Annotated in this window: 25 protein-coding genes; all 25 read left to right on the top strand. The window is 50.0% G+C overall.

Going from position 1 to position 26,174, the window contains the following annotated elements:
• The first annotated feature begins 173 nt into the window (after positions 1 to 173).
• The 25 genes from BM607_RS18620 (at position 174) to BM607_RS18500 (ending at position 25,917) form a co-directional block, all read left to right on the top strand.
• On the top strand, positions 174 to 1,118 hold the full coding sequence (locus tag BM607_RS18620; protein ID WP_071940439.1) for a calcium/sodium antiporter: 945 nt from the start codon (positions 174 to 176) through the stop codon (positions 1,116 to 1,118).
• Positions 1,119 to 1,332: 214 nt separating this feature from the next.
• Positions 1,333 to 2,037 carry a hypothetical protein gene (locus BM607_RS18615; protein ID WP_071940440.1) on the top strand — a complete coding sequence of 235 codons (705 nt, stop codon included), beginning with the start codon at positions 1,333 to 1,335 and terminating at the stop codon, positions 2,035 to 2,037.
• Between the two features lie 132 nt (positions 2,038 to 2,169).
• Positions 2,170 to 3,249, top strand: coding sequence for a sensor histidine kinase (locus tag BM607_RS18610; RefSeq protein ID WP_071940441.1), 1,080 nt, complete (start codon positions 2,170 to 2,172; stop codon positions 3,247 to 3,249).
• Complete coding sequence (locus tag BM607_RS18605) at positions 3,249 to 3,845, top strand: response regulator transcription factor (RefSeq protein WP_006079831.1); 597 nt, start codon at positions 3,249 to 3,251, stop codon at positions 3,843 to 3,845. Before BM607_RS18610 ends, BM607_RS18605 begins: the two co-directional genes overlap by 1 nt.
• Positions 3,846 to 4,029: 184 nt before the next feature.
• A complete protein-coding gene (gene recG / locus BM607_RS18600; RefSeq protein WP_014620564.1) occupies positions 4,030 to 6,105 on the top strand; it encodes an ATP-dependent DNA helicase RecG in 2,076 nt (691 codons plus the stop codon).
• A 198-nt stretch (positions 6,106 to 6,303) separates the two neighbouring features.
• Positions 6,304 to 7,200, top strand: a complete 897-nt coding sequence (locus BM607_RS18595; protein ID WP_071940442.1) for a DUF3014 domain-containing protein — start codon at positions 6,304 to 6,306, stop codon at positions 7,198 to 7,200.
• Between the two features lie 355 nt (positions 7,201 to 7,555).
• On the top strand, positions 7,556 to 8,290 hold the full coding sequence (locus BM607_RS18590) for a beta-ketoacyl synthase chain length factor (RefSeq protein WP_071940443.1): 735 nt from the start codon (positions 7,556 to 7,558) through the stop codon (positions 8,288 to 8,290).
• The gene (locus tag BM607_RS18585; RefSeq protein WP_012196557.1) at positions 8,283 to 9,158 is read left to right on the top strand and encodes a lysophospholipid acyltransferase family protein; all 876 of its coding nucleotides are present in this window, start codon (positions 8,283 to 8,285) and stop codon (positions 9,156 to 9,158) included. The genes BM607_RS18590 and BM607_RS18585 overlap by 8 nt, the downstream gene beginning before the upstream one ends.
• A complete protein-coding gene (locus BM607_RS18580; RefSeq protein WP_006079824.1) occupies positions 9,142 to 9,396 on the top strand; it encodes a phosphopantetheine-binding protein in 255 nt (84 codons plus the stop codon). Before BM607_RS18585 ends, BM607_RS18580 begins: the two co-directional genes overlap by 17 nt.
• A gap of 9 nt (positions 9,397 to 9,405) precedes the next feature.
• Entirely contained in the window at positions 9,406 to 9,654 is a 249-nt protein-coding gene (locus BM607_RS18575) for an acyl carrier protein (protein WP_071940444.1), read from the top strand.
• Entirely contained in the window at positions 9,654 to 10,202 is a 549-nt protein-coding gene (locus tag BM607_RS18570; RefSeq protein WP_071940445.1) for a hypothetical protein, read from the top strand. Before BM607_RS18575 ends, BM607_RS18570 begins: the two co-directional genes overlap by 1 nt.
• Positions 10,199 to 11,563, top strand: a complete 1,365-nt coding sequence (locus BM607_RS18565; RefSeq protein WP_071940446.1) for an AMP-binding protein — start codon at positions 10,199 to 10,201, stop codon at positions 11,561 to 11,563. Before BM607_RS18570 ends, BM607_RS18565 begins: the two co-directional genes overlap by 4 nt.
• A complete protein-coding gene (locus tag BM607_RS18560) occupies positions 11,556 to 11,960 on the top strand; it encodes a thioester dehydrase (RefSeq protein WP_071940447.1) in 405 nt (134 codons plus the stop codon). Before BM607_RS18565 ends, BM607_RS18560 begins: the two co-directional genes overlap by 8 nt.
• Positions 11,954 to 13,813 (top strand): glycosyltransferase family 2 protein, encoded by a 1,860-nt coding sequence (locus BM607_RS18555; protein ID WP_071940448.1) that lies wholly within the window; start codon positions 11,954 to 11,956, stop codon positions 13,811 to 13,813. The genes BM607_RS18560 and BM607_RS18555 overlap by 7 nt, the downstream gene beginning before the upstream one ends.
• Positions 13,810 to 15,384: an aromatic amino acid ammonia-lyase gene (locus tag BM607_RS18550; RefSeq protein WP_071940449.1), complete on the top strand. Its 1,575-nt coding sequence runs from the start codon at positions 13,810 to 13,812 to the stop codon at positions 15,382 to 15,384. Before BM607_RS18555 ends, BM607_RS18550 begins: the two co-directional genes overlap by 4 nt.
• Complete coding sequence (locus BM607_RS18545) at positions 15,381 to 15,812, top strand: acyl-CoA thioesterase (protein ID WP_071940450.1); 432 nt, start codon at positions 15,381 to 15,383, stop codon at positions 15,810 to 15,812. Before BM607_RS18550 ends, BM607_RS18545 begins: the two co-directional genes overlap by 4 nt.
• Positions 15,812 to 16,567, top strand: a complete 756-nt coding sequence (locus BM607_RS18540; RefSeq protein ID WP_071940451.1) for an outer membrane lipoprotein carrier protein LolA — start codon at positions 15,812 to 15,814, stop codon at positions 16,565 to 16,567. The genes BM607_RS18545 and BM607_RS18540 overlap by 1 nt, the downstream gene beginning before the upstream one ends.
• 2 nt (positions 16,568 to 16,569) lie before the next feature.
• On the top strand, positions 16,570 to 19,101 hold the full coding sequence (locus tag BM607_RS18535; protein ID WP_071940452.1) for an MMPL family transporter: 2,532 nt from the start codon (positions 16,570 to 16,572) through the stop codon (positions 19,099 to 19,101).
• A 23-nt stretch (positions 19,102 to 19,124) separates the two neighbouring features.
• The gene (locus BM607_RS18530) at positions 19,125 to 20,414 is read left to right on the top strand and encodes an NAD(P)/FAD-dependent oxidoreductase (protein WP_071940453.1); all 1,290 of its coding nucleotides are present in this window, start codon (positions 19,125 to 19,127) and stop codon (positions 20,412 to 20,414) included.
• A gap of 4 nt (positions 20,415 to 20,418) precedes the next feature.
• A complete protein-coding gene (locus tag BM607_RS18525; protein WP_011982187.1) occupies positions 20,419 to 21,207 on the top strand; it encodes a DUF3261 domain-containing protein in 789 nt (262 codons plus the stop codon).
• A 49-nt stretch (positions 21,208 to 21,256) separates the two neighbouring features.
• Positions 21,257 to 22,456, top strand: coding sequence for a beta-ketoacyl-[acyl-carrier-protein] synthase family protein (locus BM607_RS18520; protein ID WP_087486578.1), 1,200 nt, complete (start codon positions 21,257 to 21,259; stop codon positions 22,454 to 22,456).
• A 4-nt stretch (positions 22,457 to 22,460) separates the two neighbouring features.
• Positions 22,461 to 22,994 (top strand): hotdog family protein, encoded by a 534-nt coding sequence (locus tag BM607_RS18515; RefSeq protein ID WP_071940504.1) that lies wholly within the window; start codon positions 22,461 to 22,463, stop codon positions 22,992 to 22,994.
• Positions 22,995 to 23,159: 165 nt separating this feature from the next.
• Positions 23,160 to 23,885 carry a 3-ketoacyl-ACP reductase FabG2 gene (locus BM607_RS18510; protein ID WP_011845569.1) on the top strand — a complete coding sequence of 242 codons (726 nt, stop codon included), beginning with the start codon at positions 23,160 to 23,162 and terminating at the stop codon, positions 23,883 to 23,885.
• On the top strand, positions 23,886 to 25,145 hold the full coding sequence (locus BM607_RS18505) for a beta-ketoacyl-ACP synthase (protein ID WP_071940455.1): 1,260 nt from the start codon (positions 23,886 to 23,888) through the stop codon (positions 25,143 to 25,145). It abuts the gene before it with no gap.
• Between the two features lie 28 nt (positions 25,146 to 25,173).
• Positions 25,174 to 25,917: a hypothetical protein gene (locus tag BM607_RS18500; RefSeq protein ID WP_071940456.1), complete on the top strand. Its 744-nt coding sequence runs from the start codon at positions 25,174 to 25,176 to the stop codon at positions 25,915 to 25,917.
• The last annotated feature ends 257 nt before the right edge of the window (positions 25,918 to 26,174 follow it).

Raw genomic sequence — 26,174 nt, 5'->3', positions numbered from 1 at the left:
TAAAAAGAGAGATGGCCAATATGGTTATCGGCACAAATCAAGCACGCCTCGGCGTGCTTTTTTATGACATATTCTGTCAAATTTCGATAAAACCACGTATCATGTGCGCCAGTCGGCTAAGGGATGATTCCCTTGTACTTTCCCATTCAATATAGGTTTAACAAAGTCCCGTGATGCTCATTACACTCTCGATTATTGGCGGTTTTATTATTTTAACCTTAGGCGCCGAAGCCCTAGTGCGTGGCGCGAGTGCTATCGCCCTACGCTTAGGTATTACGCCACTTATCATAGGCTTAACTATTGTTGCCTTTGGTACTAGCGCACCAGAACTGGCTGTAAGTGTCAAATCTGCCCTCGCCGGAAACAGTGGTATCGCCTTAGGTAACGTTATCGGCTCTAACATTGCCAACATAGGTTTGATCTTAGCGATCACAGCGCTAATCCGCCCTATCCAAGTGCAATCCCAAGTGGTGAAGCGCGATATCCCTTTGATGATCTTGGCTTCTATGCTGTTCTGGGGACTCTTGTTAGACGGCGAACTCAGCCTTATTGACGGTGTGGTACTGCTGTCTCTACTGTTCGGATATTTAACCTTTAGCTATATCAGCTCGAAAAACAGCAAGAATGAAGAAGAGATTGAAGCGGGCCCGAATAACCCACTGCTTTCTGGCCTGTTCATCCTAGTCGGCATTAGCATGTTAGTTGGCGGCGGTATTCTATTTGTGAACGGCGCGGTAGATTTAGCGAAAACCTTCGGCGTGAGTGAAGTCATTATCGGCTTAACGATCGTGGCGATTGGCACCAGTATGCCAGAGTTAGTGACCTCAGTAATTGCGGCACTAAAAGGTCAAAGCGATATCGCTATCGGCAACGTTGTGGGCTCTAACCTGTTTAATATTTTGGGTATTTTAGGCGTTACCGCCATAGTGCATCCAGTGTCGTCACTCGGTTTCCAACCCTTCGACTTTATGGTGATGTTAGCCTTAGCCATAGTGATTCTGCCTTTTGCATGGACGGGATTACGCATCGGCCGCCGCGAAGGTTCTGTGCTACTACTGACCTATTTAGGTTATATGGGTTACCTGATTAACCAAGCGAGCGCTCAAGCTTTGGTATAACACTCAGCGGTAATATCCACTTAAAACACCGGAGCCTCTCCGGTGTTTTGCTATCTGGGTTTCGCACTTTTAAAAAAAGACAAATTTAACACCCTTAAACTGATGACATTTGTCATGCGAAAGCCATGACCTTTGTGTCTGCATTTCTCCTGTCGAATTTCTGATAATGAGTCCGTACCCAAACACGGGGAAATTTACTCAATAAGGAAATACCATGAAAACATTATTAATCGTCTCAAGCTTAGCGCTTATCAGCAGCCACGCGTTTGCAGCGTCGCCCTCTAATGCCAATATCACCAGCATAGATGCGGCCTCAAACTCGATGAACCTAGCGCAGCTGCAACAACTGAGTGCCAGCACCCAAGATTACGATAAAGCCTATGCGAACTATCGCTTAGCCATTAGCGCCAATGTCATAGGACAAAAAGTCCTCGCCAGCAGTGCACTGACTAATGCGCAAACTGCATTAGAAGCCTTAGACACCAGCCAAGCTGACGCGGAATCCCTCGCGCTGTTATCGTCGGTTTATGGCATGCAAATCGCCTTAGACAATAGCAAAGGCGCAGCTCTCGGGATGAAATCTGCCAAAGCCATTGCCAACGCCGAGCAGTTAGAACCCCAAAATCCACGGGTCGCCTTGGTTAAAGCCATCGCCGCCTACAACACGCCTGCTATGTTTGGCGGCAGCATGCAAAATGCTAAGACGCTCGCCACCACGGCCATAGAAAGATTCGCCCAACCTTGCGACGACATTTGTTGGGGTGAAGCCGAAGCTTATACCTGGCGCGGACTCGCTAAACAGGAATTAGGCGATAGCCAAGGCGCGAGTGAAGATTGGCAACAGGCGATCAAAGTGCAAGCCGATTACGGTTGGGCAAAATTTTTGCTTCAAAAAAATCAGCAATTAAGTGCAAACTAGACCAAGTTGTTAACAGGGACTGATGGCGCTGACCCCAGCGCCAATCCCTAAACAGAATAAATAAACACAGATGCCACCTTCGGGCATTCAATGATTAACGATTAACAATCAACACAGTTTCACAGAGGCATTATGATCAGCACGCATCTTCAGCTCGAACGAAAACTCGCTTGGGTGTATTTGATAAACTTAGTGTTTTATCTTATTCCGCTTGCCATCAATGCGTATCCAGCATGGAAAATCGCCCTTAGCTTTACCGTGCTGATTCCTTTTATTGCCAGTTATTTTTGGGCCTATAAGTGCAATCAGAATAGCGCCTATCGCCCCATTCTGATGATGGTGGCCATCGCCACAGCAATTACCCCAATCAACCCGGGATCTATCTCGTTATTCACCTTTGCCGCTTTTTTCATTGGCTTTTTTTATCCTCTCAGAACCTTTCTGTTGGCTATTGCCGCCTTAATCGGCCTGTTGTTTGCCCTCAATGAGATTTACGACTTTAACAGTTACTACTTTCCGCTTTACGGCTCAGGATTAGTGCTCGGTGTAGGCATGTTTGGCGTAGCCGAACGCAGGCGTCATCAACATAAATTGAAAGAACAGCAAAGCACGCAAGAAATTAGTACCTTAGCGGCTATGGTTGAGCGAGAACGTATTGCCCGCGATCTACACGACATCATGGGCCACAGCTTGTCTTCGATTGCGCTTAAAGCGGAACTGGCCGAAAAACTGCTGGCAAAACAGCAATACCAACTGGCCACAATCCAGCTTAATGAACTCGGCCAAATTGCCCGTGAGAGCCTCAGCCAAATTCGTCACACCGTATCTGACTACAAACATAAGGGTCTCGCGGATAGCGTGACACAACTGTGTAAACTATTGAGGGAAAAAGGAGTCAGTGTCGAGCTGACAGGCAATATCCCTAAACTGCCCGCCAGAATGGAGAGCCAGCTGGGATTAATTGTCACTGAGCTGGTGAATAATATTTTACGCCATAGCGGCGCAAGTCAATGTATTATCGACTTTATTCAGCAACCAGATAGGCTAGTCGTTGAGGTCAAAGATAACGGTCCAAGTAAACCTATCGCTGAAGGCAATGGCCTCACGGGGATACGCGAACGTCTTGACAGCTTAGGCGGCAGCTTGAGCTATAATCTCGAACAGGGATATGCATTTACCGTCAGTTTACCTTTGCAGGGAGCAACAGATTAATGAAGATTTTATTGGCGGAAGACCAAGCCATGGTGCGGGGCGCGCTCGCCGCACTCCTCACGCTTGCGGGAGGCTTTAATATCACCCAAGCGAGTGACGGCGACGAGGCCCTAGGCCTACTCAAACAGCAAAGCTTTGATCTCTTGCTAACCGACATCGAAATGCCCGGCCGCACAGGCCTAGAACTGGCAGCTTGGTTAAAGGATCAACATAGTCAAACTAAGGTCGTGGTGATTACCACCTTCGGCCGCGCGGGCTATATCAAACGCGCCATCGAAGCCGGTGTCGGCGGTTTTCTGCTAAAAGATGCGCCCTCAGAAACCTTAGTCAACGCAATTCAACAAGTTATGGCGGGAAAACGAGTGATCGATCCTGAACTGGCCATGATGGCAATTGGTGACGTTGACCCACTCAACGATAAAGAGCGCCGCGCCCTACGCCTCGCCAGTGAAGGCAAATCCACCGCCGACATCGCCGAAACCCTTTTTATCGCCGAAGGCACAGTGCGTAACTACCTCTCCGAAGCCATAGCTAAACTCAATGCTAGCAACCGAATCGATGCAGCACGCATCGCCAAACAAAAGGGCTGGTTGTAATCAGATTAACGGTTAACCGCTCTTTCGTTCATATCGACAATTTTTGCGGCCTTAGCCGAAACCTAAGGGCCGCAAACTGACGTTAGTTATGCTGGCAAATAAGTCCCTCATTCTGCTTGAGATTGCCTTACGCTTATTCTCTGTTAATATATGTATAAATTCACAGTGATTGAGTGCTAACGACTTGCAGCAATTGGATCTTGTTCCGATCACCGACCTCAAAGGCGTCGCCAAAAAGGTCGCGGAGAAACTCGCAAAGCTCGGCATCACAACAGTACAAGATCTGCTGTTTCACTTACCCCTGCGCTACGAAGACAGAACCCAAATCTATCCGATTGCCGCCCTTATGCCCGGCAGTTACGGCACCATAGAAGCTGAAATCCAATCGACGCAAATCATCCAAGGCCGCAAACGTATGCTGGTCTGCAATGTGCGTGACGATACGGGGAGCTTGAGCCTGCGCTTTTTTAACTTTTCCGTCGCCCAGCGTAATGCCATGCAAAATGGTTTGATGATCCGCGCCTACGGTGAAGTGCGCCGTGGCGGCCATCAAGCCGAGATAGTGCATCCAGAATATAAAGTCGTGTATCCCGGTGAAGATGTTCATCTGAGTGATACCCTAACGCCGATTTATCCCACAACTGAGGGATTAAAACAGGCAAGTTGGCTCAAGCTGACCGAGCAAGCTTTGGTATTACTGGAAGATGGCGGCTTAACTGAGCTGCTGCCACCGCAGTTGCAACCGAATAACATTAGCCTTAAACAAGCGCTGCAGACGCTGCATCGGCCTCCTGCGGGGATATCTCAATTCGATTTAGAGTTAGGCCAACACCCAGCCCAGCAGCGACTCGTGCAGGAAGAATTACTCGCCCACAATCTCAGCATGTTACGCCTAAGACAGCGCAGTAATTTAGACGCTGCTGTCACCATGCAGGCCACGGGGCAATTGCTCAATCCCTTCCTCGCCGCTTTGCCTTTTAAGCCCACGGGCGCCCAGCAAAGAGTGGTGGCCGATATAGGCAAAGATTTAGAAAAACCGCACCCTATGATGCGCTTAGTACAAGGAGATGTTGGTTCAGGTAAAACCTTAGTCGCGGCGATGGCGGCTCTTCAAGCGATTGAAAACGGCTATCAAGTTGCCATGATGGCGCCAACCGAGCTATTGGCCGAGCAACATGCAACTAACTTTGCCGCTTGGTTTGAGCCACTCGGCCTTAAAGTCGGTTGGCTAGCGGGTAAACTCAAAGGCAAGGTCAGAGCTCAATCCCTTGCGGACATAGAATCCGGCGCCGCCCAGATGGTGATTGGTACCCATGCTATCTTCCAGCAGCATGTGGTCTTTAGCAAACTCGCGTTAATTATCATAGATGAGCAGCACAGATTCGGCGTACACCAACGCTTAGGCCTACGGGAAAAGGGCGTGAGCCAAGGGTTCCACCCGCATCAATTGATCATGACGGCAACGCCGATCCCGCGCACGCTGGCGATGACGGCCTATGCAGATCTCGACACATCCATTATCGATGAACTGCCGCCGGGACGGACACCTGTGACCACAGTGGCGATTGCCGATTCACGCCGCAACGAAGTACTTGAACGGGTACGTAACGCCGTCATCACAGATAAACGTCAGGCCTACTGGGTGTGCACTCTGATTGAAGAATCCGAAGTGCTCGAATGCCAAGCCGCCGAAGACACGGCCGAAGAACTGCGCCTCGCCCTGCCCGAGCTCAATATCGGCCTCGTGCATGGCAGGTTGAAGAGTGCCGAAAAACAGCAAATTATGGCCGATTTTAAGGCGGGCATAATTCATTTACTGGTGGCAACAACCGTGATTGAAGTCGGCGTCGATGTGCCTAATTCCAGCCTGATGATCATTGAAAACCCTGAACGTTTAGGTTTGGCACAACTACACCAACTGCGCGGACGAGTCGGTCGAGGCGCCATCGCAAGCCATTGTGTGTTACTCTACAAGGCGCCATTGAGCCATACCGCCACCCAAAGACTGAGTGTACTCAGGCAAAGTAATGACGGTTTCATCATAGCGCAGAAAGATTTAGAAATTCGTGGCCCCGGTGAAGTGCTTGGCACTAAGCAAACGGGACTGGCCGAGCTGAAAATTGCCGATCTGGTGCGCGATCAAGCTTTGATCCCGCACATTCAAAAACTGGCAAATCATGTGATGGCGCAGGCCCCCGAAAAAGTCGATGCGATAATCTTACGTTGGCTCGGGCACAAGCAGCACTATGTGCAGGCTTAGGCAGTAAAGGGTAAAGGCCGAGGAGTGACATCTGCCTCGATACTCAAAATAAATTGTTTATGTTCAGCTAAGCGCTATAGACAAGCGCATGGAAACTTGCAAAATGAACCAGCGGCATTCCAATGGTCCGCTCTTGCACTTTAATGTTAGCTGCATGTATTCACCAAGTTACCTTGACACTCAAGCGAAGGATGTAAAATGCAAGTTAATCAAGATGATAGAATAACACCTCAAGAGACTTCTTCTAGCAGTAATCGCTTTGCGCTTTTTGCGATAGTGCTGGTCGTGCTACTTTCTGCCGGAGGATATTATTACTATAGCGGTGACTCAGATTCACCTAAACTCATCCCTAACGCGCCAATTGTATTGCCTGAAACACCGCCATCTGAGCCAATGACGCTCGAAAGTGCGCCAGAGCCAGAAACTACTGAAACGACGCCTGCTGTTACAGAAGCAAACACCAACAGCACAGAAGCCCCTGCGGTAACTGAGCCTGAAGTGGTTGCTGAACCTGTACCCGCGCTGGCTGAAAGTGATGCATTCGTACAACAAAAAGCCCTCGCCATTATCGATAACAATGTGCTGGGTTCTGCATTAGTGCAGCAAGATCTCGCACGCCAATTTGTGGTGTTTGTCGATAACTTAGCTCAGGGCGAATTGACCCGTAAAGTGAGTCCACTCAAAGGCCCAGAGAAGAATTTCTCGGTTTCTGAAATCACCAACAAAGTGTATTTAAATCCTGAGGGTTTCCACAGATACGATGCCTATGTTGACTCGATTGCCAAAATGGACGAACAGACGTTAATGGTCACCTATAAGCAAATGACGCCTATGCTAGAGGAAGCCTTTACCGAACTCGGCTACAGCAACGCAAAATTCAACGACAGAATGCTGCAAGCGATTAAAATACTGCTCGCGGCGCCTATCATTGAAGATCCGATTGAGCTGAGCTCTATTAGCGTTAACTATCAATTTGTTGACCCTAACTTAGAGGCACTACCTAGCGCGCAAAAACTGCTGATCCGTATGGGTCCAGAAAATACCCGCAAGCTAAAAGCAGCCCTACGCAAACTCGAGAACCAACTGGCGCAGTAAAACCTTGCCGTGGTTAAGACAAAAGGCGCTCAGTGCGCCTTTTTTCATTTTGAGCGCAAATCGCTTGGATAAAAAAGCCTATCGAATGAGACTGCTATTGCGATATTTGTTACAGAAATTCGATCTAACCGCTGAAAATTACAGCACTTGATCCCATTACGTTAACCCACATAATGCAAATGGCTTCATAAAAACGCGGGGCATAGTGTAGAATGGCCCCGCTGTAGAGGGCATTCCTAGCGTCATCGTCATTCATCAAACGCGTTTACACCTCACTATGGTATGACAATCCATCAATGTTCTAACTTAGTTAGGGATAACTAAGACAGCTTAAATTTAGTGTCGAGGCAAAGTAGTGCAACTAACATTCAGCATTCTCTCTTGGGGCGCTTGGGCCCCCCAATATCAGCACCCGCAAAGTTGGCAAACTTGGTGCAAAAATTCGGCTGAATTAAATCTCGACACACCACAGTCTGATACGACCGCTCCCGCACTTAAACACGTTCCCGCCATGCAACGCCGCCGTTTTAGTCGCTTAACTAAGATGATGTTAGAAGTGAGTTTTCAGTGCGATATGCCGGCGAACTGCCGCTCTATTTTTGCCTCGCGCCACGGAGAGTTGCAGCGCACTATCGGACTGCTCGAAGACATTATCGCCAAACAGCCCTTATCGCCCTTAGGGTTTAGTCAGTCGGTGCACAACACCGCCAGCGGCATTTTTGGCATAGTGGCGGCCAATACCGCGCCGTCGACCTCAGTTGCGGCAGGTACCGAAACCCTGTCACAAGCTATGGTTGAAGCCTTCGCCCAGTTACACAAGTCGCCAGAGCCCTTGCTGTTAGTCTTCGGTGATGATCCTGTGCCACCTGTGTACGATGAGTTTACCCAAGAATTTGAATTACCTTTGGCCCTAGGTCTACAGCTCGCGCCCTTCGATGCGCCCGCTTCGGTCAAGCTCACAGTGAGCCGCATCTCTGAGTCAAGCGCATTAAATCCTTTGACCTATGGCGCCTTGCTCCATGCCCTCGCGACAGCGCAAAATATTTCAGGCTGCTTATCCCAATGGCATTGGAAGCTAGAGCATGTTTAATACAGCCCACAGCCATGACGCCGCCAAGGATTATGAAGATTCAATGCACAATGCCGCTTTTACCTTGCCGGAAACTCGCCGCGCTGGGCTGAATTATGTGCCACGTTGGCTAGGCGGCGTGAGTTGTTATATCGCCTTTGGCTTAGGTGGCTTATTAAGCTCCTTGACCATTTTACCTTTGCTACGTTTTTGGCCAGGTACACCCGAGGCGCGAATTATTCGAGTCCAAAAGGCCGTGCATCTAATGTTCAAGGGTTTTGTCGCCATGCTCACTTGGGCGGGCGTGATCCACGTCAGCACCCACAGAGCACAACAACTGCACGACGCCAGAGGCGTTATCGTTATCGCCAATCATCCCAGTTTAGTGGATGTGGTCGTGTTGATAAGCCTCATGCCCAATGCGGGCTGCATAGTCAAACAAGGTTTATGGCGTAATCCGTTTTTGCGTGGTGTCGTGTCCTGCGCGGGTTATATTCCCAATCGCGGCGCCGAACTTATGCTAGAGGATTGCCGCGAAGTGCTCGCGAGGGGCACCAATTTAATTATCTTCCCCGAGGGCACACGCACGGTTGTCGGCGCGACCATTAACGACTTTGCCCGCGGCGCCGCCAACATTGCCTTAAGGGCCGAAGCAGATATTTTACCTGTGGTGCTGCGTACCAATGTCCGTGGTTTGACAAAGGAGCAACCTTGGTATGAGATCCCAAGGCAAACCATGGGGATGGCCGTTGAAATCGGCGCAACAGTTTCTTACCAAAAGTACCAAGCGGCTTTAGGTGAGCATGCAAAAATGGCCCGGCAGCTGACGCGGGATCTTGAACACTACTATAAACAACAACTCGAAAATAATTATGAACTTAAACAATGAAATAAAGCAGTTAATCATCGACTGTCTCGATCTTGAAGACGTCAGTATTGATGATATTGAAACCGATGCGCCGCTCTTTGGCGAAGGTCTAGGCTTAGATTCTATCGACGCCCTCGAACTCGGCTTAGCCATCAAGAAAAAATTTGATGTCAAAATCGAGGCTAATTCGGATGCCACTAAGGCCCATTTTCACAGTGTTGCCAGCTTAGCTAGCTTTATCGAATCACAGCGTCCATAGGAGAGGAATATGCAAAGTCGTGAACAAATCCTCGCTATGCTGACCACTATTTTAGTGGACGAATTCGAAATTGAGGCCGAGGCGATTACGCCTGAGGCCAACCTGTATGAAGAGCTCGATCTCGACAGTATTGATGCCGTCGACTTAGTGATCAAGCTGCAGCAACTGACGGGTAAAAAGATCCAACCCGATGAATTTAAATCAGTTCGCACAGTCAACGATGTGGTGAATGCCATCGAAGGTTTAGTTAAAGACTAATGCGCGCCTTGCTACAAGTCTTAACAGCCCTCACATTGCTGGCCTATCCGGTTGCCGTGTATTTCGGGCTGAATTATTTGCCTGCTGGCACCATAGCGCTCGTGCTGTGTGTATTGCTAATTGTGCGGTTAATGCTACAAAAGCAAAAGGTTAAGACGCTAGTATTGCCCCTGTTGGTGGGGATTGTGCTTACGGCAGGCAGTTATCTTGCCAAGCGCAGCGACTGGCTTTTGTATTACCCAGTAGTGATAAATCTGACTATGCTGGCTCTGTTCAGTTATTCACTGCACACTGGCCCATGCATGATAGAGCGTTTAGCACGCTTGAAAGAACCCGATTTACCGGATGAAGCCATTCCGTATCTTAAAAAAGTCACCCTACTTTGGTGCGGCTTATTTATCTTAAATGGCTCGATGGCGGCTTATACCGCTGGCTTTACTAGCTTAGCAACCTGGACCTTGTATAACGGTTTGATTGCATACGTACTCATGGGACTGCTCCTCGGTGGGGAATGGTTATATCGCAGCTTTTGGTTGAAGAAAACATGACACAGCTACTCAAAAACTGGTTAACCCAAGGGCCATTTGCCCAACAACTGATCAGCTTTAATCACCACGACATAGTCACAGGTGCATTATTTACCAATCAGGTGGCGTATTTTTACGAGCAACTGCTCGCCGCGCCCGAGAAAAAATGGCTGCTCGCGAGTGATACCAGCGATCTGTTTGCCGTCGGATTATGTGCCGCGCTGTTAGCGGGCAAAGAAATTATCCTGCCTCCCAACACCCAAACCGGCACCTTGAGCGAGTTAACGCACCAGTTTGATGGCATATTGTCAGACAAGCCTTTGTGCGAATGCCAAGCTTTTGTGCTGCTGAAAAAGGAGCTGAGCCTGCCCAACAAACCTTGGCCCGCGAGCGAGGCTATCGGTGAGTTAGTGCTCTTTACCTCTGGCAGCAGCGGCGAACCTAAGGCGATCCGTAAAACACTTGAACAGTTAGATATCGAAGTGTCTGTGCTCGAACATACTTTTGCCGAGCATTTGCCCCATTGCAGCGTAGTATCCACGGTTTCCCACCAGCATATTTACGGTCTGTTATTCAAAATTTTGTGGCCGCTCGCCGCCAGTCGACCGTTTTTAAGCGAGCAGATTGAATATCCAGAAACCCTAAGTTATTACACTGCCTTGCTGCCAAACCTATGTTTGATCAGTAGCCCAGCCCAGTTATCACGCCTGCCTAAAGCGCTAGAGCACGAGCGGCAACTGCGCTCACCGAGCTTAGTTTTTAGCTCTGGCGGTCCATTAAGTTTTGTCGCGGCCAAAGGCGTCAACCAGTGCTATGGTCACCTGCCCATCGAAATTTTTGGTAGCACCGAAACCGGCGGCATCGCCTATCGCCGTCAGCATGAGGCCGATGAACCTTGGCAAGTGTTTGACCGCATCTCAATAGATCAAGATCCTAGCGACGGCGCCCTGCTGCTGAAATCGCCCTATTTGGCCGACGATGAATGGCTGCGCTGCGAAGATAAAATAGAACCAACCGAAAATGGTCAATTTAGGCTCAAAGGCCGACTCGATCGCATCGTTAAGATTGAAGAGAAACGCCTGTCGCTCGCGCAAATGGAAACCCTCATGTGCAGCCACGCCTTCGTTGAGCAAGCCGCTCTGGTAGTGCTACCACAGTTTAAATCCCAACTTGGCGCAGTGGTGACCTTGTCAGAACTCGGTAAAAACGTGCTGCAAGAACAGGGCAAACTCAGTATTAACAATGCCCTAAAAGCACATTTACTGACCCAATTTGAGCGCGTCACGCTGCCACGCCGCTGGCGTTATCCCGATATTTTACCGCTTAACACTCAGGGTAAGCGTGTCACTGCCCAGTTAGTCGAGTTATTTGATCATGATTAAATCGAGTTTACCGCCGATCCTGCATTCCGATATCGGCATTGATAACATTGAATTACGTCTGTTAGTGGCGGCCGACCTTGAGTATTTTAACGGCCATTTCCCCGAACAAGCCGTGTTGCCGGGCGTGACGCAATTAGATTGGGCGGTGCGTTTAGGCTGCCAACATTTCGGTTATTCAGAGGCGGTCGCTAACTTAGAAGTGCTTAAGTTTCAGCAACTCATACTGCCGGGCCAAGAAGTCACCTTAAGCATTAGCAATAATGCCGCTAAGGCAAAACTCACCTTCGCCTATAATGATGGTGAAAACCGTTATGCTTCAGGCCGTATCGCCTTTGATAGCTCGCCATTGGTCAATAAGTCTTCCGATGTCAACAATAACGGAGCGAGCCAGTGTTAACGCCACCCAGCGACCTTGTTGAGTCGGCGCCCATTAAGCTCGCCTTAGTGATCCCCAATTACAATCACAGCGCCGCGATTGCCCAGACCTTGGCCGAACTCGCCCAATTTAATCTGCCCTGTTATTTAATTGATGATGGCAGCAATGATGAAACCCGTTATCTGCTGCAATCCTTAGCCCAAACCTATCCTTGGGTGACGCTGCTGCTGCATCCCTACAACCGTGGTAAAGGTGCTGCCGTGATGACAGGGCTGCGCCGTGCCTACCGCGATGGCTTTAGTCATGCGCTGCAGGTCGATGCCGATGGTCAACATAATCTCGCTGATATTCCGGCTATGTTAGCAAGGGCACAAGCTAAACCCGATGCGTTGATTTCGGGTAAGCCTGAGTACGATGAATCCGTGCCTAAGGGCAGGCTCTATGGCCGTTATCTAACCCATTTTTGGGTATGGGTCGAAACCTTAAGCTTTGATATTCAAGATTCTATGTGTGGCTTTCGCGTTTATCCGCTGGCCGCCACAGAGCGATTACTGTGCCAGCAAGCCTTAACGGAGCGAATGGATTTTGATATCGAAATCCTGGTTAAACTCTACTGGCAAGGGGTGGAGATTCTATTCCAACCGACTAAGGTGATTTATCCCGAAGGCGGCGTCAGTCACTTTCAAGCTGTGGCCGATAATGTCCGCATCACTAAGCTGCACACTAAGTTATTTTTCGGCATGCTCAAACGCCTGCCTTGGCTATTGAAGCGTAAATCGCAGCAACAAACCGCACAAACTCCCCATTGCTCATCAGCAACATCATCGACTTCAGCCACCCATTGGTCTGGCATGAAAGAGCGTGGCAGTTACTGGGGCATCAAACTGTTAGCCGAAAGCTATCGCTTTGGCGGCCATTGGTTGTGCCGCGCCATTATGTATCCGGTGATTTGCTATTTCTTCCTCACAGGCAAAGTCACCCGTGAAGCCTCATTAGATTTTCTGCGCCGTGTGCAAATACTTGAGCCGCAACATCCTAAGCTCAATCAGCCTGTAGGCTGGCGCGATAGCCTGAATCACTTTTTAGCCTTTGGCAATGCCGCACTCGATAGAATCGATGCCTGGTGCGATCGTATTCAATTAAGCCAAGTGGATTTCCCCGACCGCCAAGTGCTGGCCGACCAGCTCGAAAGCGGCAAAGGCGCGGTGTTATTAGTGTCGCACCTGGGTAATTTAGAACTTTGCCGCGCCATTTCAATCCACCAGCGCAAAGTGAAAGTGAATGTCATGGTGCTAACTAGCCATGCGGAAAACTTCAATAAGGTACTCAAACAGTTAAACCCAGATAGCACGCTCAATCTTATTCAAGTGACCGAGCTGAATCCTGCAACGTCTATGCTGTTACAGCAAAAAATTGAGGACGGTGAACTGGTGGTGATTGCGGGGGATAGAACCTCATCGAATACCCAAGGCCGCGTCATGTATGCGCCGTTTATGGGCCAAGATGCCGCGTTTCCACAAGGGCCGTTTATTTTGGCGGGCTTACTCGATTGCCCAGTGTTTTTAATGTTTTGCCTGCGGGAACAAGGGCGTTATCGGGTGCATTTAGAACGCTTCGCCGAAACACTGAAAGGCCCAAGAGCGGGCAGAATGGACAGATTACAGCAGGCCGTGAACCGCTACAGCGAACGTTTAGAATACTTTGCCAGACGCGAGCCTTTGCAATGGTTTAACTTCTTCGATTTTTGGCGCAAAGACAGCGAGCTACAACGCACCCCATCGCATTTAGTACAGCCTAATCCGTTACCGACAACTTCAGCATCATCGCCGATCCCAGTTCAGGATCATAAGACAGACAGGACACAGCATTCATGAGCCACACCAAAGCAGCCGACTCCGAGAGTCAATCAGATCTACAGACTGTTGAGTTCGGCCGTAAATTTCTTACCTTAGAACAAGTGGTTGCCGTCGCCAAAGGCGCGCCAGTCAAGCTCTGTGACGATGCGGAATATCAAGAATATATCCAAAAAGGTGCGCGTTTTATCGATAGCCTACTGCACGAAGAAGGCGTGGTCTATGGCGTAACCACAGGTTATGGCGACTCTTGCACAGTCAATGTGAGCTTAGATCTGGTCCACGAATTGCCACTGCATTTAACCCGCTTCCACGGCTGCGGTCTAGGCGAGACCTTAAGCATAATGCAGGCCCGCGCTGTGATGGCTTGCCGTTTAAACTCCTTAGCCATTGGCAAATCTGGCGTGACCTATGAGCTATTAAAGCGCATCGAAACCTTGCTCAATCTCAACATAGTGCCAGTCATCCCAGAGGAAGGTTCGGTCGGCGCCAGCGGGGATTTAACGCCGTTGTCGTATTTAGCCGCCGTGTTAGTCGGTGAGCGCGAAGTGATTTACCAAGGTGAGCGCCAAGCGACTCAAGATGTGTACGCTAAGCTCAACATCATCCCGCACGTACTGCGTCCAAAAGAAGGCTTGGCCCTGATGAACGGCACGGCTGTGATGACAGCTTTAGCCTGCTTAGCCTTTGATCGCGCACAATATCTTGCTCGCTTGAGTAGTCGCATTACCGCCATGGCCTCGTTAACGCTAAAAGGCAACTCGAACCATTTTGATGAAATCTTATTTGCCGCCAAACCGCATCCGGGGCAAAACCAAATCGCCACTTGGATCCGTGAAGATTTGAATCACCACGAACATCCACGTAATTCTGATCGCCTGCAGGACAGATATTCCATCCGCTGCGCACCGCACATTATCGGCGTGTTGCAGGATGCCCTGCCGTTTATGCGTCAGTTTATCGAAACCGAAGTCAACAGCGCCAACGACAACCCGATTGTCGACGGCGAAGGCGAGCATATTCTCCACGGTGGCCATTTCTACGGCGGCCATATCGCCTTTGCGATGGATTCACTGAAAAATACTGTGGCCAACTTAGCCGATCTTATCGACCGCCAAATGGCGCTAGTGATGGACCCTAAGTTTAACAATGGCTTACCTGCGAACCTATCCGGCTCAACCGGTCCACGCCGCGCGATTAATCATGGTTTTAAAGCGGTACAAATTGGCGTGTCGGCTTGGACGGCAGAAGCGCTCAAACACACTATGCCGGCCAGCGTGTTCTCACGCTCGACCGAATGCCACAACCAAGACAAGGTGAGCATGGGCACTATCGCCGCCCGCGACTGTATGCGCGTGCTGCAATTGACCGAACAAGTCGCGGCAGCAGCCTTGCTCGCCATGACCCAAGGTATTGGCCTGCGTATCGCACAGAATGAGCTGAACGAAGCCTCGCTCACACCCTCATTGGCGAAAACCCTCGCTCAAGTGCGCGCCGATTTTGAAACCTTAATTGAAGATAGGCCGCTTGAAGCCGTGCTACGCCAAACCATTGCTAAAATCCAAGCGGGCGAATGGGAAGTGTGCCGATGAAATCATTGCTCACTATCGATATGGAAATGCAAATCCCCTTCCACGATGTGGATTCTATGGGGATTACTTGGCATGGCAATTACCTGCGTTATTTCGAAATAGCCCGCTGTAAACTGCTCGATGAACTGGGCTACAACTACCGCCAAATGCAAGTATCTAACTATGCGTGGCCGATTATCGATTTGCAGATTAAGTACGTCAAAGCCAGCACCTTCGAGCAAAAAATCACAGTGCGCGCCGAGTTAGTTGAGTGGGAAAACCGCTTAAAGATCAATTATCAAATTCGCGATGTCGAAACCGGTGCGCGCATCACTAAGGGTTATACCATTCAAGCGGCGGTCGATATGAGCACCCAAGAATTGTGCTTTGTTACCCCAGAGGTGTTCCGTGACAAAATCGCCACCCTGCTCGCTAAGGTGGAAGACTAATGAACTCAGTACTGGCGAAGAATCCTGTACTGGCGAAGTGTGCATTATTTCTCTACTTAGCTTTTGCTTTGATAAGCCTGCCACTCAAGGCTGAAACCTTAGCCACGCCCGGTGCTTATCAAGCGCTCTTTAGCCAAAGTGCGGATACCGCGCAGCTTGTCGCCTTAAGCCAAAAACTTAACTTGGGCGAAACGGTGAGAGGTCAGTTTGTGCAATCTCGGCAGTTAAAGGTGCTCAAAAAGCCGTTAATCAGCCAAGGTCAGTTTATCTTCGATCAAACCCAAGGGCTGATTTGGCAGCAGATAAAGCCCTTCGAATCCCTGCTGATTTTAAAAGATAAGCAACTGATCCAGCGCGATAGCCAAGGTCGAGTACAGATCAGCAAGGCCGACACCTCGGCAAGCGCCGCCGTTATGGGCGATTTATTGCCCAGCCTAGTGCGCGCTATGCTCGGCGGTGATATTTCCGGTTTAAGCGAAAACTTCGAGCTGCACTTCCTCATCACAGAAAAGTTAAGCCCAGACGGCCAATGGCAATTAGGCCTAACGCCCAAAGATCCCTTAATGAAAAAAGCCATCGCCAATATGGTGTTAGAGGGGAGCGATGTGTTGCAATCCTTAGTGCTACTGAGCGCCGCGCCGAATGTGACACCACAGGATATGACCCGCATCGACTTTAGTGCGCTTTCCCAAGGCACACTCAGCGAAACCGAATTAGCGCAGTATGCGTTGGCGCTCGAGGCGGGCAAACCTTAGCCATGGCCCCCAACTTCGCCGCGCGCGCCAATCAAGCTCTAATGCAATCTTCCCCTAAGTGGCGCCTCGTCGTTTGGTTGCTATTGATGCTGTCAGCAAGTCTGTGGACGCTGCAACTCTGGCAAAACGGCGCACGGGTGCAGAGCGATATTCTGGCCATGTTGCCGCATTTACAGCAGGATAAACTCACCGAACGCGCCCTTAACCAAGTTGAAGCCACGCTCGCTGACCAAGTCTATATTGCGCTTGTCGCCAAGGATGAAATCACGGCAATCGCTGCGGCTAAGCTATTGATGCAAAAGCTTGAAGCTGACCTTGTTGCAAGGGGTAAGCAAGGCGCGCTAACCGATATCCGCAGCGCCGATATGCAGCTCGGCGAAGCGCTTGGGCAATTCTATTTCCCCCACAGATTTAAATTACTGACAGCGCCGCAAGCTGAAGCGTTAGCCAGCCAAAATATTGAAAGTCTGCTTGAGGCGACCACAGCGCAGCTTTACAACGCCTTTAGTTACGCCAATAGCAACTTGCTTGCCCAAGATCCACTACTGTTATTCCCCGCCAATTTACTCATCCTCGCACCGAGTTCAAAAGTCAGGGCCAGCCAAGGGATACTGCTCGCGAATCAAGGCGATAATGTTGCCGCGGTCGTCATGGCAAAGGGGCGAGAAAGCGCTTTTAATCCCAATGCGCAATTAGCGCAGATGACGGCATTAACCCAAGGATTGGATGCGGTTGAAGAAGGCTATCCAGATATTACCGTGCTCAAAGCTGGCGCCCTGTTTCACGCGATTGCGGCAACGCAAACGGCCAAGAGTGAAATATCGATCCTCGGCCTAGCATCCTTACTTGGGGTGATAGCCTTAGTTTGGTTGGCGTTTCGCTCAGTGATGCCGCTACTGCTAGCAATCGTCACTATTTCCAGCGGACTGTTGCTGGCCGTGACTTTTACCTTAAGTGTATTTGGCGAGCTGCATTTACTCACCTTAGTGTTTGGCACTAGCTTGATAGGCATTGCCATCGACTATAGTTTTCATTTTTACTGCGAGCGCTTAAGCAATACAGAGCGGAGCGCAAAGGCCACGGTAGCGTATATCTTCCCAACGGTGACACTCGCCTTTATCACCAGCGCTTTAGCTTATGTCGGCATAGGTTTAGCGCCGTTTCCCGGCATGCAGCAAGTCGCGATTTTCTGCGCCGCAGGTTTACTTGGGGCCTATCTCACCCTCATTCTCGCCTATCCACTGTTAGCGGGCAGTCGTTTACCCGCAGGCTCCCGCCCGTTAGCGCTCGCAGGGACTTACCTTGCCTGTATCACTCAGTTATCGAAACGATTTACCACGCCGTTAGGCATGGGCATGTTTGCTTTGGTGATACTAGTCTGGTGTCTTGGCGGCGTAACAAAGTTAACCGTCGATGACGATATTCGCCATTTGCAACAAAGCCCTGCGAGCGTGACTGAGCCAGAAAACCAGCTACGCCAGTTACTCAGTGGCGGCACAGACAATCAATTCTTATTGGTGCGCGCACCGAGCGAAGAAGCGTTGCTGCAACAGCTTGAGCGAGTGTCACCCATGCTCAATGCCGCCATAACAAACCAAGAGTTAGGTAACTATGTCAGCCTCAGCCGTTATCTGCCCAGCCATCAAAAACAAGACACGGCTTACCACTTACAGGGCAAAATCTATCAAACTCAGATAGATACTGTGCTCACAAGCCTTGGTTTGGATGAAAATCTAAAGCCAGAACTGCAAGCCGCCTATTTGGCCGCGAAAACAGAGTACATCACGCCTGCTGCATTCTTTACGCTAGGGGCCGGCAAGCAACTCGCGCCGCTGTGGCTCGCGCCGAATGAGGCTAACTGGCCAGTCAGAAATGGCGCGCTAAATGATGATGGGGCGAGCGCTGATCATGGAGCAGATCAGGGCGCGGATCAGGGTGCGGATCAGGGTGCCGATTATGGAGCCATAGTCCTCCTTGGCGGCATTCAGCAAATCGATGCCCTTAAGGCGCGTTTTGCCCATGATGAAAGCGTGCAGCTTATCGATAAAGTCGCGGATATCTCCGCCGTCATGGGACATTATCGACTGTTAACCCTAAAGCTGTTAGCCCTTGCACTTGGCATCGCACTCTTGTTGTTTAGCCTGAATTTCGGCTTTAAAAAGGCGGCGGTTGTGGTTGCCGTGCCAGCCCTTGCGGCCTTGCTCACGCTCGCAACCTTAGGCTTAACGGGCTCACCACTGAGTCTGTTCCATGCACTCGCGCTCATTTTAGTTTTCGGGATTGGGATAGACTATAGCTTGTTTTTTGCCTCAGCCCAGAACCACGGCAAGGCAGTGATGATGGCGGTGTTTATGTCCGCCTGCTCGACCCTATTGGCCTTTGGTTTACTTGCCTTTAGCCAGACCCAAGCGATTCACTACTTTGGTTTAACCCTGTCGCTGGGCATAGGGTTTACCTTTTTACTTTCGCCGTTGATTTTGACCACAACACTGGCTTTAACCACCAATCAGCTTCTAACGACAAAAAAGTCCTGATGACTACAAGGAACGTATTTTACATGTCTACACAGGTTCACGATTTATCAGCTATACCAAATTCACTTGATGTCGATGTGGCCATTATCGGCGCAGGGCCTTCGGGCGCCATCGCTGCCAGCCTGCTACACCAGCAAGGCAAGCGCGTGCTTGTGTTAGAGAAACAGCATTTTCCTCGCTTCTCCATCGGCGAAAGTTTACTGCCCTGCTGCATGCAGTTTATCGAAGAAGCGGGCATGTTAGATGCGCTCAATGCCGCTGGATTCCAACATAAAAATGGCGCCGCCTTTCGTCGCAATGGGACTTACACCACCTTCGATTTTACCGATAAATTTACTCCTGGGCCGGGCACCACGTTTCAAGTGCAGCGCGCTAGTTTCGATAAACTGTTAGCCGATACGGCCCAAAGCCAAGGGGTCGACATTCGCTACGGCGAAACGGTCGAGGCGATAGATTTAACCGAGAACCCACGCTTAACAGTGCGTAATGAACAGGGCGAGCTTTATCAAATCAATGCCCAATATGTGCTCGACGCCAGCGGTTTTGGTCGCGTGTTACCCCGCTTGCTCAACTTAGAAAGTCCGTCTTGCCTGCCTCCGCGCAGCGCCATCTTTACGCATGTGGAAGACAACATCAGCGATCCTAACTTCGATCGTAATAAGATTTTGATCAGTGTCCACCCTGAACATAAGGACATTTGGTATTGGCTTATTCCCTTTAGCAATGGCCGTTGTTCGCTCGGCGTGGTGGCTGAGCCGCAATTACTGGAGCGTTTACAAGGTTCGCTTGAGCAACAATTGATGAGCATAGTCAATGAAGAACCTGGGCTTAAAGCCCTGCTGGCAAATGCTAAAGTGGTACAGGAATGCGCCACGCTCAAAGGTTATTCCGCCAATGTGTCACGCCTTGCGACCGACAAGTTCGCGCTATTGGGTAATGCGGGCGAGTTCCTCGACCCGGTATTTTCCTCCGGTGTGACTATCGCCATGCAATCGGCGTCTATGGCAGCAAAATGCCTGACGAAACAACTCAATGGCGAAACGGTTGACTGGCAAGCCGATTACTCAACACCTTTGATGCAGGGCGTGAATGCCTTTCGTACCTATGTGCAAGCTTGGTATGATGGCCGCTTTCAGGACGTGATCTTCTATGAAGAACCGAACGAGCGTATCAAGCAGATGATTTGTTCTATTCTGGCTGGCTATGCTTGGGATACGAATAACCCCTTTGTTAAAGACTCGGAGCGCCGCCTTAACATGATAGTCGAACTGTGCCGAAACCCAGCCGCCACTCCAGCATTCGCAGAGGTCTAACCGCATGCCGCTAAACCTTAACGCTAAATGGCCAGTGATCGCCGCCCTGCTGCTCGCAAGCCTTGGGCTGACGGGCTGTAGTGAACTGCTGTTCAGGCAGACCTGTGTCGGGCTCACTAAGGATATGCGTTATTGTTTGGCTCCACTGCCCCATGACTTTGCTCCAGCGACCGATAAGCCGTTGACTCATCCTAGGATACAGCCCGCGACTGAGTCTACAACTAAGCCCGCCATCATGGCGAGTCAGCAAACCGACAGCAATACTGGCGTATCTTCACCCCAGTCCTTTAGCCAAAAAGTCAGTATTAAAGTGGGCAAAGAGTCCCACGAACTGCTCACTCAATTGGAATTAGAGGGCGAGCGCATGACGCTCGTGGGTTTAGCGCCACTCGGACAGGCTTTGTTTACCTTAGTTTATGATGGGAATACACTCAGCAGTGAGCAAAGTGTGCTGCTGGGCGACAATTTTAAAGCCGAGTATTTAATGGCGATGATGCAACTGATCTATTGGCCTGAGCAGAGTATTCGCGCCCATTTGGAAGGTGGCCATTTAGTGACTGGTCTTTGCGATACGGTTGGGGGAAATCAGAGCGACACGCTTGTCGATACCCGAATGAATACAATCCCATGTCGCCAGATCTATAGCCAAGATACCTTGATCAGTAAAAGCGCCCTGCAAACCCATGTGGTGCAAATCCGTTATCAACAAAATGTCGGCGATGCCCTATGGCAAGCCCACATCAGCTTAACTATGCCGCAGGCCAAGTTTGAGCTAGAAATCGAACCTATTTAACCTTTTAACACCCGCACTTCACTGTGCCATGGTAAAAAAACGATACGCTATGATGAACAGAGTAGCCATTACACAGATTGGATTGTGTACCCCGTTAGGGCAAGATCCCCAGCAGGTTTTAGACCGCCTGATCGCGGGCGATACCAGCGCGATGCAGCGCAGTGACACACTCCTGTTCGAGCACCCAACCTTAGTTGCGCCAGTAACGGCTGCGCTACCGGCGATTCCTGCAAAACTCATTCAGTTCGATTGCCGCAATAACCAGTTACTCCTATGCGCGGCGCAGCAAATTGCCGCCACGATTGAACAAGCGAAACGGGATTTTGGCCATGCCCGCATTGGGGTAGTGCTAGGCACAAGCACCTCGGGGATTTCTAAAGGTGAAGCGGCCCTGAGCTATCGCAATCAACACGGCCACTTTCCGGCGGATTACCACTATTTCCAGCAGGAGCTCGGCAGCACTAGTGACTTTTTGCGCCAATATTTTGAGCTAGATGGCCCTTGCTACACGATTTCAACCGCCTGTTCCTCCAGCGCCAAAGTCTTTGCCAGTGCCAAACGTTTACTCAGCGCTAACCTCTGTGACATGGTGATTGTTGGCGGTGTCGATAGTTTGTGCCAACTCACAGTCAATGGTTTTAATGCTTTGGAATCTGTGTCCAAAGGCCACTGCAATCCCTTTAGTATCAACCGTGATGGCATTAATATTGGCGAAGGCGCGGCCTTATTCGTGCTGACGGCGGGCGAGTCCGATGTGATGCTGGCTGGCATTGGCGAGTCGAGCGATGCCCATCATATTTCCGCACCTCATCCCGAAGGCGCTGGCGCAATCACCGCCATGCAAGCGGCTTTGCAAGATGCAAATATTGCGGCACAAGATATTGGTTACATTAACTTACACGGCACAGCGACACCCAAAAATGATGCGATGGAAAGCCGCGCTGTGGTTGAAGTCTTTGGCGTCAACACCCCGCCCTGCAGCTCGACCAAACCCTTAGTCGGCCATACCTTAGGTGCCGCTGGCGCAATCGAAGCCGCCTTCTGCTATTTATTGCTTTCGGCACATAATCACGGCCAAGCCCTGCCGCCCCATCAATGGGACGGACAAGTCGATCCACAGGATCCGTCCATTGCCTTAGTCGAACGCCATCAAGTCGCCGCAAAAGGCGCACTTAATTATGTGATGAGTAATTCCTTTGCCTTTGGCGGCAGCAATGCCAGCCTGATTTTTTGCCGTAACGAGGCCTAAAATGATGCCCTTTATTCAATTCAATTTACCCTTTGCCGAGCAGGATATTGCCGATTTCATCCCCCACAGGGCGCCGATGATCTTGGTCGATAAGATCATCTCTTATCAACGTGATACCTTAGTTACCGAAGTCACGATCACAACCCAAAGCCCCTATTTCGACGATAAACATCAAGCCGTACCCAATTATGTGGGTATCGAATATATGGCCCAAAGTATTGCCGCACTGGCCGGAGTAGAAGCTAAGCTGCGCAATGATAAAATCCGCGTTGGTTTTCTGTTGGGGTCGCGCAAATTAGCGCTACATGCCAAGCAATATGAACTCGGGCGCACCTATCGCATCCAGGTAAACCGCCTCTATCAAGAGGAGTCGGGATTAGCGGTATTCGATTGCCAGATTTATCTGCTGCCCGAAGCCGGAAGCGATCAAGAGAAAATCTTAGTCGCCACAGCGAATGTGAATGTGTTCCAACCTCAAGACACGCAAGCCTACCTTGATGGAAATCAAGACGCGGGCAATAGAAGCCTTGGACACTGACTTAGAAACTAATATCGAGGCCATGCTGAGACCATGCAATCGCAGCAAACTGAATTAGCCTGTCGATAAAAGCGTTAGATTAAACGCCTTAGCAAGCAGCTTTTTACCATAAATACATGAAACCCCATACCGACTCCTAAAGATAAAATGGGGTGGAGAAAATAGATGAATAACAGAGTATTAGTTACCGGTTCGAGCCGCGGCATAGGTAAAGCCATTGCCCTCAAACTGGCGCAAGCAGGCTTCGATATCGCCCTGCATTACCACAGCAACCAAACGGCTGCCGATGACACTGCCACGCAAATCCGCGCGCTTGGGGTCAATGTGAGCCTGCTGAAATTTGATGTTGCCGACCGCGCGACAGTCAAAGCCGCCATCGAAGCCGATATCGAGGCCAATGGTGCCTATTACGGCGTGATCCTCAATGCCGGTATCAACCGCGATACCGCCTTTCCCGCCATGACAGAAAGCGAGTGGGACAGCGTCATCCACACTAACTTAGACGGCTTTTATAATGTGATCCATCCCTGCGTGATGCCTATGGTACAAGGCCGAAAAGGTGGACGTATCATCACCTTAGCCTCGGTATCTGGGATCGCGGGCAACCGTGGCCAAGTGAATTACAGCGCCTCCAAAGCGGGCATTATCGGCGCGACTAAGGCATTGTCATTAGAGCTGGCAAAACGCAAAATTACCGTCAACTGTATCGCCCCCGGCTTGATAGAAACCGACATGGTGGCCGATATTCCTAAGGACATGGTCGAGCAATTAGTGCCGATGCGCCGTATGGGTAAACCCAATGAAATCGCAGCCTTAGCCGCATTTTTAATGTCTGACGATGCCGCCTATATCACTCGCCAAGTAATATCGGTCAATGGAGGCATGATCTAAATGAGCGAGGCGACAAATCAAACACGCTTGGGTAAACGAGTGGTCATCACAGGTGTTGGTGGTATTACCGCCCTAGGCCATGATTGGCCGACCATTGCGGCGAGCCTTAAGGCGCAGAAAAACTGCGTCGTCACTATGAATGACTGGGATAGATACGATGGCCTCAACACCCGTTTAGCCGCGCCCATTACTGACTTTGAAGTGCCAAGCCATTATTCGCGCAAGAAAATTCGTTCCATGGGCAAGGTTTCCATTATGGCAACCCGCGCCAGTGAACTGGCTTTACTTGATGCGGGGTTGTTGGATGACCCTATCGTATCCTCGGGTGAAATGGGCATCGCCTACGGTTCATCCACTGGCAGTACCGATCCTATTACCGCCTTTGGCGATATGCTGAAAACGGGCGATATGTCGGGCATCACCGCAACTAGCTATATCCGCATGATGGCGCACACCACAGCGGTGAACGTCGGCGTATTCTTCGGCTTAAAGGGCCGAATTCACACCACCAGCAGCGCGTGCACTTCGGGTAGCCAAGGCATAGGTTACGCCTATGAAGCTATCAAATACGGTCAGCAAACCTTAATGTTGGCGGGCGGCGGCGAAGAACTTTGCCCCACCGAAGCCGTCGTGTTCGATACCCTGTTTGCCACCAGCACTAAAAACTCGACGCCCGAACTCACGCCGCGCCCCTTTGATGCGGATCGTGATGGCCTCGTCATTGGCGAAGGTGCCTGTACGCTGGTGCTCGAAGAGCTCGAACACGCCAAGGCGCGTGGCGCAAAAATTTATGCTGAGTTAGTCGGTTTTGGCACAAATTCCGACGGTCAACACGTCACCCAACCGAATGCGCAGACCATGGAAATCGCCATCAGATTAGCCCTCAAAGATGCGCAGCTTGAGCCTAGCGCCATAGGTTATGTGAACGCCCACGGCACAGCAACCGACCGTGGTGACATTGCTGAGAGTCACGCGACTCAAGCAGTGTTTGGCGCGGAGACGCCAATTTCATCCCTTAAAAGCTACACGGGCCACACATTAGGCGCATGCGGTGCGTTAGAAGCTTGGGTGAGTATTGAGATGATGAATGCGGGCTGGTTTGCGCCAACACTCAATCTTGAGAATATCGACCCACAGTGCGCCGATTTGGACTATATCCGTAACGAACTGCGCCCGATCGACACAGATTATGTGATGAGTAATAATTTCGCCTTTGGCGGCATTAATACCTCGCTGATTTTTAAACGCTGGACCAGATAACACCTAAAACCCACATAAGGACATAGCAATGAAACCACTGTTTGCAGGGATGCTGCTGAGCATCAGTTTATTAACCGCGCCACTGTTTGCCAAAGAATACACGGTAGAAACCTACCAAGAAGTCTTTAAGGGCGACAACGAATATAAGCAGAAGCAAGCCATCGAATCCTTAAGCCTTGCAGGCTTATCCGATCCTGCGATATACGACGTGCTCGAAGCTAAACTGCTTGCCTCTTTACCCCAAGCGACTGAAAAAAATGCCATCGACTACAGTGCTTGGTTAGTCAAAGGCTTAGCCTATTCGGGTAACGACAAATATAGCGAAACCATCAACAGCATTGTAAATGGCAACTATCACAAAAAACTCAAAAAATACGCATCTCAAGCCAATGAAAACCTAGCGCAATATAAAAAGTGGAATACAATTCTTGGGGATAAAAGCCAATATGCTGCCGACCAAAGTCAGCAAAATAATGCCTTTGCCAATGCCCTACGCAGCGATGATTTAGAGTTAATGCGCCTAGCGGCTAAACGCATTATGGATGATCGTCAGTACGATGACTTTATCCTAGCCGTACTCAGTAACGAATTGAAAACGCCGCGCTTAATGGCTGATGACAAACTCGCCATCGATACCTATGCCAACATGGCAAAAGCCCTAGCCAGTTCAGGCAATGCCGATTACCGCGATGTGATTGAGAATATTGCGACCACAAGTTCGAACCGAAAACTGCAAAAATACGCGGCTAGCTACCTGAAGAAATTCTACTAAACCAGCCCGTTTTACGCTGAATAGAACAAATCATGGCCGAGCTTATCCTCGGCCATTTTTATATCCATTTGGATCACTTTTTAAATTACTGTTGGCCTTAGCGTTTGCTGAAATTGCCTATACAGGCTTGCGATGGTAATCACTCACGACACTGTGAAATCTAAGTTGATAAACGAGAGTTACGGAAGGCGAAGAGGCCGTTAAACATAGATATTGTTCAGAGTGAGGCCAACCCTTTGGAAAAAATATAAAACAAG

This window comes from Shewanella sp. SACH, assembly GCF_001887095.2.
GTDB classification, from domain to species: domain Bacteria; phylum Pseudomonadota; class Gammaproteobacteria; order Enterobacterales; family Shewanellaceae; genus Shewanella; species Shewanella baltica.
This window is presented reverse-complemented; position numbering and strand designations above follow the sequence as displayed.

Bases quoted from the DNA above. Each gene is read 5' to 3' on its own strand.
- BM607_RS18530 (WP_071940453.1), top strand. From the start codon at position 19,125: ATGTCTACACAGGTTCACGATTTATCAGCTATACCAAATTCACTTGAT.
- BM607_RS18535 (WP_071940452.1), top strand. From the start codon at position 16,570: ATGGCCCCCAACTTCGCCGCGCGCGCCAATCAAGCTCTAATGCAATCT.
- BM607_RS18560 (WP_071940447.1), top strand. From the start codon at position 11,556: ATGATTAAATCGAGTTTACCGCCGATCCTGCATTCCGATATCGGCATT.
- BM607_RS18575 (WP_071940444.1), top strand. From the start codon at position 9,406: ATGCAAAGTCGTGAACAAATCCTCGCTATGCTGACCACTATTTTAGTG.
- BM607_RS18520 (WP_087486578.1), top strand. From the start codon at position 21,257: ATGATGAACAGAGTAGCCATTACACAGATTGGATTGTGTACCCCGTTA.
- BM607_RS18545 (WP_071940450.1), top strand. From the start codon at position 15,381: ATGAAATCATTGCTCACTATCGATATGGAAATGCAAATCCCCTTCCAC.
- BM607_RS18510 (WP_011845569.1), top strand. From the start codon at position 23,160: ATGAATAACAGAGTATTAGTTACCGGTTCGAGCCGCGGCATAGGTAAA.
- BM607_RS18500 (WP_071940456.1), top strand. From the start codon at position 25,174: ATGAAACCACTGTTTGCAGGGATGCTGCTGAGCATCAGTTTATTAACC.
- BM607_RS18570 (WP_071940445.1), top strand. From the start codon at position 9,654: ATGCGCGCCTTGCTACAAGTCTTAACAGCCCTCACATTGCTGGCCTAT.
- BM607_RS18550 (WP_071940449.1), top strand. From the start codon at position 13,810: ATGAGCCACACCAAAGCAGCCGACTCCGAGAGTCAATCAGATCTACAG.
- BM607_RS18610 (WP_071940441.1), top strand. From the start codon at position 2,170: ATGATCAGCACGCATCTTCAGCTCGAACGAAAACTCGCTTGGGTGTAT.
- BM607_RS18585 (WP_012196557.1), top strand. From the start codon at position 8,283: ATGTTTAATACAGCCCACAGCCATGACGCCGCCAAGGATTATGAAGAT.
- BM607_RS18620 (WP_071940439.1), top strand. From the start codon at position 174: ATGCTCATTACACTCTCGATTATTGGCGGTTTTATTATTTTAACCTTA.
- BM607_RS18605 (WP_006079831.1), top strand. From the start codon at position 3,249: ATGAAGATTTTATTGGCGGAAGACCAAGCCATGGTGCGGGGCGCGCTC.
- BM607_RS18525 (WP_011982187.1), top strand. From the start codon at position 20,419: ATGCCGCTAAACCTTAACGCTAAATGGCCAGTGATCGCCGCCCTGCTG.
- BM607_RS18565 (WP_071940446.1), top strand. From the start codon at position 10,199: ATGACACAGCTACTCAAAAACTGGTTAACCCAAGGGCCATTTGCCCAA.
- BM607_RS18595 (WP_071940442.1), top strand. From the start codon at position 6,304: ATGCAAGTTAATCAAGATGATAGAATAACACCTCAAGAGACTTCTTCT.
- BM607_RS18505 (WP_071940455.1), top strand. From the start codon at position 23,886: ATGAGCGAGGCGACAAATCAAACACGCTTGGGTAAACGAGTGGTCATC.
- BM607_RS18540 (WP_071940451.1), top strand. From the start codon at position 15,812: ATGAACTCAGTACTGGCGAAGAATCCTGTACTGGCGAAGTGTGCATTA.
- BM607_RS18615 (WP_071940440.1), top strand. From the start codon at position 1,333: ATGAAAACATTATTAATCGTCTCAAGCTTAGCGCTTATCAGCAGCCAC.
- BM607_RS18515 (WP_071940504.1), top strand. From the start codon at position 22,461: ATGCCCTTTATTCAATTCAATTTACCCTTTGCCGAGCAGGATATTGCC.
- BM607_RS18580 (WP_006079824.1), top strand. From the start codon at position 9,142: ATGAACTTAAACAATGAAATAAAGCAGTTAATCATCGACTGTCTCGAT.